Source organism: Methanosphaera sp. WGK6, from assembly GCF_001729965.1.
Taxonomy (GTDB): Archaea; Methanobacteriota; Methanobacteria; order Methanobacteriales; family Methanobacteriaceae; genus Methanosphaera.
Genome location: NZ_JRWK01000005.1, coordinates 1 through 13157 on the forward strand (window position 1 = coordinate 1; position 13157 = coordinate 13157).

Consider the following 13157-nt stretch of genomic DNA (forward strand, 5'->3'; position numbering starts at 1 on the left):
AATTTTAATCTAAGCGAATAAAATAGTATACACACTGTTTTTAATAGAAGTATAAGTAAACAAAATAAAGGATTAATAAATAATTTCAAATTATCTATTGGCAGTGATATATTAATTCTAATATATTTACCACATCATGTATTGTTATACATCGCTTAACGTACATCAAACTAAAAATTTTGCCTTAGACAAATTTTTTCTAGTTTTCATTATTAAATAAAAATTATATTGCTACACTTGGAAAAAACAACTTTCATCACAATGAACATAATGTTCAATTTGTTCAAGTGTTACGCTTTTTGTAGCACATACTATATACAACAAATCAACCATCACAATTTTATTAGAAAATATTGCAATTATTTTTGTAAGAAAATAGGTACAATTCATTAAAAAAACAGAATTATTTTTATGAAATAAATTTTGAAAAGGTACTGCATAAAATATTGGAACAAAAATATGTTACATTAAACTTAAAAATCATACATTAATATTCAATAAAATATTTTTCTTTAAATTGATAAATAAAATAAAAATTATAAATAATAATATTCAATTTTTAAAATATATTATTTGGAAAAAATTATGTTCACAGAAAAAACTCATAAAGAAGATATGCCTGTACATTTACTAAAGAAAATAATGCAAGCACGAAAAATGTTTAAAGATAAAGGAATAAAAAAGTCAGGATATAATCAATTTCAAAAATTTTCATATTACGAACTTAAAGATATAATTCCTGAAGCTATAGAAATTTGTCTAGAATTAAATATAGCAACACAATTTACCTATGAATATAATCGTTATGTTCTTAGAGTATATGACTTAGATAATTTAGAGGAAATTGAATTTTCCATGCCCGGTAAAGAATTACCTAATGAGGGAAATGTAAATAATCAATTACAAAATATAGGCAAAGTACAAACATATACTCGTCGTTATTTATATATGCAATTCTTAGATATTACAGAAAATGATGTGGTAGATGCAAGTAAACCTAAAAAGAGTTATAAATATCCAATAAGTTAGGTGTTTTTATGGTAGTTGAAGAAGTTTGTGCAGGTAAACTAGTGGATCGTAAATCACAGTTTTATGCACATTTATATAAAATTAGTAATTTAGAATCAGATGTTTTAGAGATACAAAAAATTCATAACAAAAAATATAAAAAAGCAGCTCATCATTGTTATGCTGCATTATGTGGTAATGATGAAGATTCACGTAATGATGGTGAAGTAGGTTCTCCTGGTCGTGTATTACTAGAATTATTACATGAATATAAACTTGATGGTTACATGATTATGATTTCACGTAAATTTGGTGGTATTAAATTAGGTCAGGGCGGGGTTGCACGTGCATTTAGAAATACTGGACGTGGTGTTATAGAATCCTATTTATCTAGTCAAAAAGAATAGAATTTTTTATTTTCTAAAAAAAGGATGGAGGTTAGTAGTAGAAATAATCATCTTCATCTTCTTTTATATTAGTTTCATATTTTTTATACTGATTATTTCCATTTTTCTTATTTCTTGATTTTCTATAATTAGTGTTATCTGAGTAATCATTGTAGTATTCATTGTACTGTCTTTTATTTCTTAAATGTTTATCTACATTATTATCCACATAACTCTTATTAGAATAATGATATAATTCTTTTTTATTATCTTTAATTTCACTAGGTACTGTAAGAACAGTGTATAAAATGGATATAATTATTGCTATATTTACATATTCTCTTATTGAACTGAATAATGAATATAATAATGAAGCATGTACATTAGTATCTGCATAACCCATAATTAATTCAATTATTCCTACTATAATTAGTATAATTCCATGATGTGTTCCTAATTTTTTAGAAACTAGAGGATATATACCCATTACAATTAAAGCATAACCTATTGTTCTAAGTAAAGTCCAATTAGTAATTGATTCTAAACCTAAAAATATATCATATGGTATAATACCTATAGCACCTAAGAAGTGAATAAGTTCTATAATTAATATCACTACTAATGGGAATAAGAAAAGTGCTCTTGTACTAATATGTGATTCACTTTGTTTTTGAGTTCTATCATATTTTGGATAAGAAGTCCCTCGTTGATAATTATTCCTTGTAGAGTGGTTATTTATTTCAAAAGAATGATATTCATCAGTTTTATCGAATTCAGATATTTTATCTTTAACAGGTTCTTTGAAATATGTTTTTAGAAACTCTGCAATAATAGATGATACAACAGATCCTATAATAGTTCCACTAATACCCATTACTGATGTGAGTACTGCAACAATTCCAGAAATAAGTCCTAATATTAAGATATCTGAAATTTGTGATTTTGATGCCATTAAATTTCACTTCCTTAATATAAATTATTCATTCTTAAGTTTCAATATATATTTTTCATAATTAATAAATTATTTGAAAAAAAAATATATGTCTAAGTTAATCATTTAAAAAAAAAGGGGGGGGAACTACTTAATTCAAGTTAATAAAAAAAAATAGTTTGGAGATAAGTTAGTTATTTTTTATTTATAATATCCTTCTTCTTCTGGAATAAAATCATCTTTAGTTAAATTTCCCATATCTTTAAATTCTAAAGCATTTAATTTATATTGTTCTAATGAAGTTAATTGTTTTTCTTCTTCTTTTCCAATGAGAGTTAATTCCATATTAATATATTTATAATAACTTTTATTTTCTGAATTTGGAGGTAAATCTACTATTTTCAATAATAACCTCTCATTTATTCATATAATTTTAAATATTGTTTTAATTATTAATTATAATAATTATCTAAAGGATATTTTATTTATATATACATATATTTGTAATTAATAACTTCAATAAAATTAGTTTGTTTAAATTTTAAAAGTAGTGTTTAAATTTACAGATTAAAAATGAAAAATAAAATAATTACATTAAAATTAAATATAGTTCTTTGAAAAGTGCAGGAGATGGGATTCGAACCCACGTAGGCCTACGCCAGAGGATCTTAAGTCCACCCCCTTTGGCCAGCTCGGGCACCCCTGCATATAAAAAATTAGTTATTGTTTTTCATTTATACTTTTTTTACAGAATAAATTAAGCCTTAGGGGGGAATTGAACCCTCGACCTATGCCTTACCAAGGCATCGCTCTACCCCTGAGCCACTAAGGCAATTTTTAGTTAAATTAGTTTCTTTAATAAGTGCAGGAGATGGGATTCGAACCCACGTAGGCCTACGCCAGAGGATCTTAAGTCCACCCCCTTTGGCCAGCTCGGGCACCCCTGCATATAAAAAAATTTTAGTTTTTAAATAATTACGTTCTAACCCATATTAGAACAATATTATATTTTAATTAAGTTATATATATACTTTATGCATATCTTATGAAATAAAAATAAATTCAATTAAAAACACATACACATACATTTTTGCAATATTTTCAATAAAATAAGATGGACTATAAAACAAGTTTATAACATAGTAATTTATGTTTTTTAACACATAAATTATTATAATTTATACCAATAATCAATAACTCCAACACGCCTAATTATTCTTATAAACATGAAACTCATTATATTGTAATATAAAATAAGTAAATTTAATATTACTGTAAAAATATATTTACTAACTAACTTGACTAGATAAAATTTTTCATAAACAGTGAGCTAAACTATGCCTAAGAACATAAAAAATAACACATTAAAAGAAATTCTCGATATTATATTATATGAAGCACCATCTACTCAGGATGAAATTGCTGATAAACTAAATATCAGTAGACGTTATGTAACAAAATTACTAAAACCATTAATAGATGAAAATGTAATTAAAAAAGCATATGTTGTGGATTTAAAAAAATTTAATGAAATTTCTGAAAACTACGAAACAGACCACTCAGTACCAGCATATTCTGGAGAATACTTTATAAAAGAAATGTTAAAAGAAATGGGTGAACAGATATGTAAACAATTTGCATGGTCCTTTGAATCAATGAAAACTAATGATATTGACCTTGCACAAAGAGCTCTTGATGAAGATAAAAATACAAACCATATGTATAATAAAATAAAGTCATCAACAGATACTGTTATATCACTAGATCCATATTTTGAATTTAACAATACTATTATGTTTAATGAAATTGCATATGATATGGAACGTATTGGAGACCATATATGTCATATTCCTAAGTTTGTTCTTGAAGAAAATAAGGAAGTGGAAGAACCAGTTATTGACGTTTTAGAAGAAATGTATGAAATGTCAAATACTATGTTTAAAAAAGCAGTGCAAAGTTTTCTTAAATATGACATGAATATTAAAGAAAAAATGGATAGATATGAGAATGAATTAACTAATCTACAAAAATTAGCTACTAAAAAAATTTCAAGTCAGATGGCTAGAGATGATATTAATAAAAATAATTCGACATACTATCTTGTATTATTCAGAGTTGTTAAATCATTTGAACGTATTGGTGATATTTCTATTGAAATTACAGAGGCTACCACACAATTTTATATTGAAAATCAATCAACATTAAATGCTAATAACTTGAAATATTTGAATAATAAAAAATAAATTCACACTATTAGTTCACATTTCTTATTTTTCAAAATTATATTTATTGTATAATTAGATTACTTTCCAAAAGTAATTTTTTAAATAATTATTAACTTAAATTATATTAAAATAATAATTAATTAAATTAATAAAGTAAGTCTAAAGTATTAAAATTAGAATAGATTAATTAAAAATAATGAATGAAGATGAAAAATAGATTAATTATTCATCTTTTAGGATAACTGTAGCATGCCTAGCAGCCCAACATTGAACACAAATCCCCACCGGAAGTCCAGCAGTATGAGTATCAGCCATTTCAACATTTACACCAAGAGTAGTTGTTTTTCCACCAAGACCCATAGGACCAATACCAGTACCATTTGCAATAGAAAGTAATTCCTCTTCAAGATTTGCTAAACGTTCATCATTATTATGTTCAGTAATAGGTCTAAGTAATGCTTTTTTAGCTAATTTCATAACCATATCAGATGATCCCCCAATACCCACACCAATAACTGTAGGTGGACAAGGTTTACCTCCTGCTGATAAAATTGCTTCTTCAAAAAATTTTTTAATTCCATCAATTCCTTCACCAGGTAGAAGCATTGCTAATTTATTATTATTTTCTGAACCAAAACCTTTTGGAAATACTGTTAATTCTAATTCTTCTTCATCAGATAATTCAACATTAATTTGTGGAATACCGTTACCAATATTATTTCCAGAATTTTGTCTAGTTAATGGATCAACAACATTTGTTCTTAAAGGTACTGTTTCAGTTGCACGTTTAACACCATCAATTATTCCTTCTTGTAGGTTTTCCACATCAACTTTTCCTAATTTAACAAAAATTATTGGAAGTCCTGTGTCCTGACACATAGGTATACTTTTTTCTTCAGCAATTGCTATATTATCTAAAATAGATTTAATGTTAAGTTTAGCAATATCACTTTCTTCATTATCATATGCATTCTTTAATGCTTCTTTTATATCATCAGGTAAAACTATAGCAGCTTCTTTATATATTTGACATACTGCATCTGCAACTTGTTCTTGAGTAATCATATTTTACATCCTTAAAAAAATATTTTTTTAGTTATTTCTTATAAAGAAATATGTTAAAACTAAGTATTAAATTTATATAGATAAAGAAGTTGTATTAATAGAAAATAATTTTATAAAAAAAATGTAATTTAAAAAAAAAGAAGATGAAAAGAGGATAATTATATTAACTATATAATTATTCAAGTAAACCTAATTCTTTACTTTGTTGATCTACAAATTCTTGAATTGCATTTACGTGTTTTTCATCTAAGTGTCTGAAACGTTTTTGAACTTTTAAGTATTCAATAACTGGTTTTTTCTCAGATGGTTTTACAGTAATATTTAATTTACCATCCTCTATTTCATAAAGTATCCAAGAATGTGTATCTACTGCTAATTTACCTAATTTAATTGTTTTTTCAGGTGCATAACCCCATCCAGTTGCACATGGTTGTAACACGTGAATATAAGCAGGACCTTTGATTTCTGAAGCTTTTTTAACTTTAGCCATTAAATCTTGTGGATGAGCAATACTTGCTGTTGCTACATATGGAATTCCATGTGCAGCCATAATCATTGCCATGTTTTTCTTAGGTTTATCTTCACCATAACTTACTTTACCTGCAGGAGAAGTTGTTGTTGATGCACCAAATGGTGTTGAACTACTTCTTTGAATACCAGTATTCATGTATGCTTCATTATCATAACATATATAAATTATGTTTTGTTGTCTTTCCATTGCTCCAGATAATGATTGTAAACCTATATCAGTTGTACCACCATCTCCACCAAATACAACAATATTAGTATCTTCTTTTCCTTGTGCTTTAAGTGCTTCTTCTACTCCACTTGCTACTGCTGCAGCATTTTCAAATGCTACATGTATCCATGGTATTTCCCAAGCAGTTTCTGGATAAGGTGAGGTTACTACTTCAAGACATCCAGTTGCAGATACTGCTACAGTATTTGCTCCTAATGCTTTTAAAGCTAATCTTACAGCTATTGTAGCTCCACATCCAGAACATGCTCTGTGTCCTGGTGCTAAGTATTCTTTTTCATCAATGCCATCCATCTTAATCTACTCCTTTAATCCTATCCATTCTACTTTACCAGAAGGATTTTCAGTTTTTTCAATTATTTCTTCAATTTCAGCTGGAGTTATGTCACGTCCACCTAAACCAATGATAAATCCATGTGTTTCATTATCTAATGCAGCAGCTACTTCTAAGTATAATGCTCCACCAGCACTAAATGATACATTTTTATCAATTACAGCGAGTTTTGCATCTTTAACTGCAGCTTCTATAGCTTCTTTAGGGAATGGTCTAAATGATCTTACTCTTACTAATCCTACTTTTTTACCTTGTTCTCTTTGTTCGTCAATTACATCTTTAATTGTTCCACAAATTGAACCCATAGCTAGTAAGATTAAATCTGCATCTTCAGATTTGTATTCTTCTATTAAACCATAGTAACGACCAAATTTATCCCCAAATTCTTTACCTACTTCTTCAATTACAGATTTTGATTTTTCTAATGCTTTTTCTAAGTCATGTCTTAATTCATAGTAGTATTCAGGGTCTGCTAATGTACCAAGAGACATTGGGTCTTCAGGGTCTAAATAGAAGTGTGTTCTTTTAAATTTAGGTAAGAATTCATCAACTTCTTCTTGTGGAATTAAATCTACTGGATCTACTGTGTGTGTTAAGATAAATCCATCTACACATACCATTGTTGGTAGTGATACTTCGGGATTTTCAGCTATTTTGTATGCTTGTAATATTGTATCAAAAGCTTCTTGACCTGTTTCTGCATAAAGTTGTATCCATCCACCATCTCTTTCGGATATGGAATCTTGTTGGTCGTTCCATATATTGATTGGTGAAGATAATGCACGGTTTGCATCTGCCATTACTATTGGTAATCTCATACCTGCTGCTGCAAATACTGGTTCATGCATGTATGCTAAACCTTGACTTGATGTTGCAGTGAATACTCTTACACCTGCACCTGCTGCACCGATTGCTGCACTCATTGCACTGTGTTCAGATTCTACTCTTATATAATTTGCATCTAAGTCACCATCAGCAACATAATCTGCTAATCTTTCAGAAATTACTGTTTGTGGTGTAATTGGATATACTGGTATAACACTTGGTCTTGCACGTTTTACTGCTTCTGATATTGCTTCTGCAGATGATATAACTTTTACAACCATATTATTCCCTCTCCATTTCAATTGCTTTTACTGGACATTCTTCTGCACATATTCCACAACCTTTACAGTAGTCATAGTCAGGATCATATTCTAAATTAATACATCCATCTGGACAGAATAAATAACAGATACCACAATTTATACATTTATCTTTATCTGCAACTGGTTTGAATGTCCTCCAACTTCCAGTTTTATTTTTTCTAGTACTTCCAGGTTCTTTTACAGCTGCTCCTATTGATTCCATAATTTCACCTATTCTCCTTAATTTACTCATTTATATATTTATTATAGATGTATTCTGTAGCTTCAACATTTGATTTTGCTACTTTTCCTTTGAATGTATCATTAATTGTATTTACTAAGGAATCTATAGATACTACACCTGTTTTTGCAGATAAGTAACCTAACATTATTGTGTTTACAATGTTTCTTCCAATAATATCTAATGCTACTCCTGTTGCATCAACTGCATGAGTTTCTACATTTTTTTCTTCTGTGAAAGATAAACTTTCTCTTTCAGAGTTTATTAAAACTGAACCATCTTTTTGTAATCCTGATGATAAATTAACCACATTAGCTAATGTTTCATCTAATACTACCACATATTTTGGTTCGTATATCTGATATCTTCTTCTAATTGGTTTATCACTGATTCTTGCGAATGCAGTTACTGGTGCTCCTCTTCTTTCTACACCAAATGAGGGGAAAGCTTGTGTGTATTTACCTTCTTCAAATACTGCTTTAGCCAAAATTTCAGCTGCAGTTACAGCTCCTTGACCCCCACGTCCATGAAATCTTATTTCAATCATTGAGAATATCCTCCAAAATCATCTCATAAATTATTTTATAGTATGTGAATAAAAATAGTCACGTCTTAGATAAATGTTTGTATTATTAATAGTATTTTTCATCAAATATCTACACTATAATTAATCATATTAAATCATTATATTTTTTAATTATATTCTTTATTATATTTATAATTGTGGTATATGAAATTAGACAATTTGAAAAAAGAGATTAATTAATGAAAAAAATGCAAATATTTAAAAATACATATATATACTAAAAAAAATATGTTTAAAATAATAATGTGATAAATATGAAAATTCTAATAATAACAGGACTACTAGCTAAAGAGGTTATAGAGAAAAAAATAAGAAACTATTCCAAACACGAACTATATTTGAAAGTACTACCTATACCTATTGCTGCATTTATAACACCAAAACTAATAATTTATCACTTAAAAGAAAAAAACATATTACATTCAATCAATACACATAATACTTCACCAATAGATAATATTGATATGATAATCACACCGGGCCTTATGCAACAAGATACTAATGAAATCCAAAGAAAACTAAATATTCCAACATACAAAGGACCTGCTAATGCTGCAGATATTGTGCTTACATTAGACATAGTTGATAATATACAATTATCTACTAAAAAAGCAGCTAATATATTAATTCGTGACCAACAATATAATGAAGCTATGGACATTATAAACAATTATAAAAAAAGAAATAAAACAATTAATACATTACTTCAAAAAAAATCGAATATTCTTATTAATAATTGTCCAACAGGCCCTGATTTTCCTATGCGTGTTCTTGGAGAAATTGCAAATGCACCCACATTAAGTGATGATGAAATACTTAAGAAAGTTGAATATTATATTGATTCAGGTGCAGATATGATTGATATTGGAATGCATGCTGGAGAAAATAATCCAAAACATGCAGGCCATATGATTAAATTAGTTAAAAATAATTTTGACATACCCGTTAGTATTGATACATTAAATCCACAAGAAATAAAAAGTGGATTAAATGCTGGAGCTGACCTTATTCTTAGCATAGATCATGGAAATTATAATAAAGTTATCCAAGATATCAAAGACTATGATGCTAAAGCTGTAATATTACCCACTAATTATTCAAAAAATTATATTCCACAAACACCTATTGAACGTGTAGAATCCTTAGAAAAACTAGATATGTTATGTTCAGATATTACAACTATAGCTGATCCATTACTTGACCCAATTAATAGTCCCTCATTAACACAATCTATTGTATGTTGCTCTATGTATAGACAAAGAAATCCCGAAAAATTATTATTTTTCGGAGTAGGTAATGTTTCAGAATTATTAGATGCAGATAGTAATGGAGTTAATGCTGTATTATGTGGTATTGCAATGGAACTAGAAATAAGCATATTATTCACACCTGAAGCTAGTCTTAAAACAAAAAATAGTATAAATGAATTAAAAACTGCTTCAAGTATGATGTTTATTGCAAAACAAAAGGAAACTATTCCTAAAAATATAGGTATTAATCTTATTCAATTAAAGGATGCATACGATAAAGATGATATTATAATTGATACTAATGATTTACCACATATCCCTGCTGTTGCTGATGGAAAATTTGTACCTGACCTAAAAGGTAGTTTTAAAATTATTATCGAAGATAACCTCATCAAGGCAATTCTTTATCAGAACTACGAGAAAACAGCAGTTATTACAGGTACTACATCAAGAGCAATTTATGAAGAAATACTTCGTAGAAATTTAATTAGTAGAATGGAACATGCAGCATATTTAGGTATGGAATTAGAAAAGGCAGAAATTGCATTAAAATTAAATAAGAAATATGTTCAAGATTTTCCAATATTTTAATAACTTTAAAATCATCAGAAATATTCTAATAAAAAATATATCACAGCAAATACAATAATTTTAATTGTAGGAATTAAAATATAATATCCAAAAAATAGTAACAATATTGAATACTAATAGAAATGGGAGATTAAATATTGACAGAAAATATTTGTACTCAATGTGGAAATAAACATGTAATTATTCATAGAAAATATAATGGACAACGATTATGTAGTAACTGTTTTAAAGATTCCATTGAAAAACAAGTGCTTACAACAATAAAAAAAGAAAAACTAGTTACAAAAGGAGATAAAGTTCTAGTAGGTTTATCTGGTGGAAAAGATAGTGTAGCTTTACTAAAAATACTAAATATTCTTAAAGAAAAGAATATAATTGAACTTGAAGCAGTGACTATAGATGAAGGAATCTCTGGCTATAGAGAAGAAGGAGTTAGAATTGCAAGAGAAACTGCAGCTCAACTCAACATAAAACACCATATAATATCTTTCAAAGATAAATACAATTTCACTATTGACCGTATAATGGAAGAAGAAATGAAAGAAAAAAATCCACAGCATGCATGTACATATTGTGGAGTTTTCAGAAGACAAATATTTAATCAAATAGCACGAGAAGTTAAAGCTACTAAACTTGCAACAGGACATAATCTTGATGATGAAACACAAAGTATACTTATGAATTACATGGAAGGTAATGTTAATAATATGGTACGTATAGGTTATAAAACTCAGTCAAGTGATAAACGTTTCACACAAAAAATTAAACCATTACGTAAAATACCTGAAAAAGAAATAGGATTATATGTTCTAGAAAGTGGTTTTGAAGTTCATTTTGATGGATGTCCATATGCTCATGAATCATTCAGAATGGAAATTGGAGACTTTCTAAGAGAAACTACCCTTAAACATCCGACAATGATGTATTCAATTCTTAATGGATTTGAAAAAATAAAACCTGCAATTAAAAAAGATTACATGACCAAAAAAACAGGACTGCCAAATGGTACTTGTGAAATTTGTGGCGAACCTGCTTCACAAAAAATATGTAAATCATGTAAATTCCTCGAAAAAATACATGAAAAAATAGGAGAATAAATCATGACTATAACACTAATTAATAAAAAAGATAAAAAAGAAATAGAAATTACTGAAAATACAACAGTAGAAGATATATTAAAAAAAGAAGAAATCCCTATTGAAACAGTAGTTGCTAAATTAAATGGTGTAACTGTAACGGAAGATGAAATTGTAAATGATAATGATGAACTTGAAGTAATAAAAGTAATTTATGGTGGATAATACTCATTTATAAAAAACAATTATTCTTACTTATCCACTTCTATAAATTTAAAACTTCTTTTAAATCAATGATAAATTGATTAATATGTTGTTTTTTAACATGAGGCATTAATACTATTCTTATAGCATGAGGATATTCTGCAACTGAAACTTGCCATCCATAATATTTTAATTTTTCTTGTAATATGTCAACATCCATATTATCTACAGTAAATGAAACTAGATTTAATTCAGGTTTATGAATAACATTGACATGATTCATAGTTCTTAGTTTATTGTATGTATAATCAGTTAAATTTATTGTATCCATAACTATTTTTTTATATCCATCCATCCCATAATAATTTAATAAAGCCCATGTAGCTGCTGTTGAAGCACCCGTTCTTGTACCTACAATTGTTGTCTGTTTATCTTTAGTAAGATAAGGTGTTTTAACTGCTAGTTTTTCAAGGTATTCTTTCTTTCTAAAAATAATTCCACCTGATGGTACTGGCGCAAGACCCATTTTATGTGGATCTATAGTCATAGAAGATACACCTTTACATCTAAAGTCAAAGTTTATTTGATTGTTATTTTTATAATTTAAGAAAGGTATCATAAATCCACCTAGTGCAGCATCCACATGTAGATATATATGGTTTGATTTAGCTATTTTTGATATACATGGAATATCATCAATAAGACCCAACTCCGTTGTTCCTGCAATAGCAACCATAGCCATTGTATTATCAGTAATTAATTCTTCCAACATGGAAACATCAATTTTATAATCATCATTTAATGAAACATAGACAGGTTTAATTGAAAACATTGATAAAATTTTCTTAAACGAAAAATGAGCACTTTTAGGTAATATTAACTCAGGAATTCCATCATTTTCTTCCTCAAATAAATATTTAGCAACAGCCATTGCCATAATATTTGCTTCAGTTCCTCCAGTAACAATATGTCCATAAGCATGATCTAAATTTAATAAATTTCCTAAAGATTTAATTACTTCCCTTTCCATCATACTAGTTCCTTTAAATAATCCTTCATCACCCAAATTTGTTTCAATAAACATCTTATAAGCTTCCATACCAATAGGATCAGGTTTAGTACACATAGAACTTAATATTTTACCTGAATCAAAAGTCATATCCAAATCTTGAAAATTAGATAAATCTCTAAAAATATCTTCCTTTTTTCTTCCTTTTTCCCTCATTATTTTACCCTTAAAATAAAAATTGAATTATGATTAGTATAACATAACTTTCACAATCAATATTCTATTATTAAATATGTATCACATAGAATTAAAAATTTACTTTGAAAATAATACTTAAAAAACACTATTTTTTTTACTAAATAAACTA

Annotated in this window: 14 protein-coding genes and 3 tRNA genes; 6 read left to right on the plus strand and 11 right to left on the minus strand. The window is 27.6% G+C overall.

Annotation, left to right across the window (positions count from 1 at the left end):
* The first annotated feature begins 585 nt into the window (after positions 1 to 585).
* On the plus strand, positions 586 to 1029 hold the full coding sequence (locus NL43_RS03385; protein ID WP_069592646.1) for an ERF family protein: 444 nt from the start codon (positions 586 to 588) through the stop codon (positions 1027 to 1029).
* 8 nt (positions 1030 to 1037) lie between these two features.
* Positions 1038 to 1415, plus strand: coding sequence for a YigZ family protein (locus tag NL43_RS03390; protein WP_069592647.1), 378 nt, complete (start codon positions 1038 to 1040; stop codon positions 1413 to 1415).
* A gap of 31 nt (positions 1416 to 1446) precedes the next feature.
* Here NL43_RS03390 and NL43_RS03395 read toward each other — a convergent pair whose 3' ends face one another.
* The 5 genes from NL43_RS03395 to NL43_RS03415 all read right to left on the minus strand — a co-directional run bounded on the left by NL43_RS03395 (position 1447) and on the right by NL43_RS03415 (position 3272).
* Positions 1447 to 2346 (minus strand): hypothetical protein, encoded by a 900-nt coding sequence (locus tag NL43_RS03395; RefSeq protein ID WP_069592648.1) that lies wholly within the window; start codon positions 2344 to 2346, stop codon positions 1447 to 1449.
* 180 nt (positions 2347 to 2526) lie between these two features.
* Entirely contained in the window at positions 2527 to 2730 is a 204-nt protein-coding gene (locus tag NL43_RS03400; protein ID WP_069592649.1) for a hypothetical protein, read from the minus strand.
* 217 nt (positions 2731 to 2947) lie between these two features.
* A tRNA-Leu gene (locus NL43_RS03405) sits at positions 2948 to 3031 on the minus strand.
* 54 nt (positions 3032 to 3085) lie between these two features.
* Positions 3086 to 3157, minus strand: a tRNA-Thr gene (locus NL43_RS03410).
* Between the two features lie 31 nt (positions 3158 to 3188).
* A tRNA-Leu gene (locus NL43_RS03415) sits at positions 3189 to 3272 on the minus strand.
* Positions 3273 to 3662: 390 nt separating this feature from the next.
* Between NL43_RS03415 and NL43_RS03420 the strand changes: the two genes are divergently transcribed.
* A complete protein-coding gene (locus NL43_RS03420; protein WP_069592650.1) occupies positions 3663 to 4568 on the plus strand; it encodes a phosphate uptake regulator PhoU in 906 nt (301 codons plus the stop codon).
* Positions 4569 to 4772: 204 nt separating this feature from the next.
* Here NL43_RS03420 and NL43_RS03425 read toward each other — a convergent pair whose 3' ends face one another.
* The 5 genes from NL43_RS03425 to NL43_RS03445 form a co-directional block, all read right to left on the minus strand.
* Positions 4773 to 5615 carry a fumarate hydratase gene (locus tag NL43_RS03425; protein ID WP_069592651.1) on the minus strand — a complete coding sequence of 281 codons (843 nt, stop codon included), beginning with the start codon at positions 5613 to 5615 and terminating at the stop codon, positions 4773 to 4775.
* 175 nt (positions 5616 to 5790) lie between these two features.
* Positions 5791 to 6666, minus strand: a complete 876-nt coding sequence (porB, locus tag NL43_RS03430) for a pyruvate synthase subunit PorB (protein WP_069592652.1) — start codon at positions 6664 to 6666, stop codon at positions 5791 to 5793.
* 6 nt (positions 6667 to 6672) lie between these two features.
* Positions 6673 to 7812, minus strand: a complete 1140-nt coding sequence (porA, locus tag NL43_RS03435; protein WP_069592653.1) for a pyruvate synthase subunit PorA — start codon at positions 7810 to 7812, stop codon at positions 6673 to 6675.
* Between the two features lies 1 nt (position 7813).
* Complete coding sequence (gene porD / locus NL43_RS03440) at positions 7814 to 8056, minus strand: pyruvate synthase subunit PorD (protein ID WP_069592654.1); 243 nt, start codon at positions 8054 to 8056, stop codon at positions 7814 to 7816.
* Between the two features lie 22 nt (positions 8057 to 8078).
* A complete protein-coding gene (locus NL43_RS03445) occupies positions 8079 to 8621 on the minus strand; it encodes a pyruvate ferredoxin oxidoreductase subunit gamma (protein WP_069592655.1) in 543 nt (180 codons plus the stop codon).
* 293 nt (positions 8622 to 8914) lie between these two features.
* Between NL43_RS03445 and NL43_RS03450 the strand changes: the two genes are divergently transcribed.
* From NL43_RS03450 to NL43_RS03460, 3 genes are all read left to right on the plus strand, one after another.
* Positions 8915 to 10501, plus strand: coding sequence for a dihydropteroate synthase-like protein (locus NL43_RS03450; RefSeq protein ID WP_069592656.1), 1587 nt, complete (start codon positions 8915 to 8917; stop codon positions 10499 to 10501).
* 137 nt (positions 10502 to 10638) lie between these two features.
* Entirely contained in the window at positions 10639 to 11598 is a 960-nt protein-coding gene (locus tag NL43_RS03455) for a TIGR00269 family protein (protein WP_069592657.1), read from the plus strand.
* 3 nt (positions 11599 to 11601) lie between these two features.
* A complete protein-coding gene (locus tag NL43_RS03460; protein WP_069592658.1) occupies positions 11602 to 11802 on the plus strand; it encodes a MoaD/ThiS family protein in 201 nt (66 codons plus the stop codon).
* A 40-nt stretch (positions 11803 to 11842) separates the two neighbouring features.
* On the opposite strand, the gene mfnA is transcribed toward NL43_RS03460, so the two are convergent.
* Entirely contained in the window at positions 11843 to 13006 is a 1164-nt protein-coding gene (gene mfnA / locus NL43_RS03465) for a tyrosine decarboxylase MfnA (protein WP_069592659.1), read from the minus strand.
* Positions 13007 to 13157 lie beyond the last annotated feature (151 nt).

What these genes read in the sequence shown, in the direction of transcription:
- NL43_RS03385 (WP_069592646.1), top strand. Translation starts at nt 586, where the DNA reads ATGTTCACAGAAAAAACTCATAAAGAAGATATGCCTGTACATTTACTA.
- NL43_RS03390 (WP_069592647.1), top strand. Translation starts at nt 1,038, where the DNA reads ATGGTAGTTGAAGAAGTTTGTGCAGGTAAACTAGTGGATCGTAAATCA.
- NL43_RS03395 (WP_069592648.1), bottom strand. Translation starts at nt 2,346, where the DNA reads ATGGCATCAAAATCACAAATTTCAGATATCTTAATATTAGGACTTATT.
- NL43_RS03420 (WP_069592650.1), top strand. Translation starts at nt 3,663, where the DNA reads ATGCCTAAGAACATAAAAAATAACACATTAAAAGAAATTCTCGATATT.
- NL43_RS03425 (WP_069592651.1), bottom strand. Translation starts at nt 5,615, where the DNA reads ATGATTACTCAAGAACAAGTTGCAGATGCAGTATGTCAAATATATAAA.
- porB (WP_069592652.1), bottom strand. Translation starts at nt 6,666, where the DNA reads ATGGATGGCATTGATGAAAAAGAATACTTAGCACCAGGACACAGAGCA.
- porA (WP_069592653.1), bottom strand. Translation starts at nt 7,812, where the DNA reads ATGGTTGTAAAAGTTATATCATCTGCAGAAGCAATATCAGAAGCAGTA.
- porD (WP_069592654.1), bottom strand. Translation starts at nt 8,056, where the DNA reads ATGGAATCAATAGGAGCAGCTGTAAAAGAACCTGGAAGTACTAGAAAA.
- NL43_RS03445 (WP_069592655.1), bottom strand. Translation starts at nt 8,621, where the DNA reads ATGATTGAAATAAGATTTCATGGACGTGGGGGTCAAGGAGCTGTAACT.
- NL43_RS03450 (WP_069592656.1), top strand. Translation starts at nt 8,915, where the DNA reads ATGAAAATTCTAATAATAACAGGACTACTAGCTAAAGAGGTTATAGAG.
- NL43_RS03460 (WP_069592658.1), top strand. Translation starts at nt 11,602, where the DNA reads ATGACTATAACACTAATTAATAAAAAAGATAAAAAAGAAATAGAAATT.
- mfnA (WP_069592659.1), bottom strand. Translation starts at nt 13,006, where the DNA reads ATGAGGGAAAAAGGAAGAAAAAAGGAAGATATTTTTAGAGATTTATCT.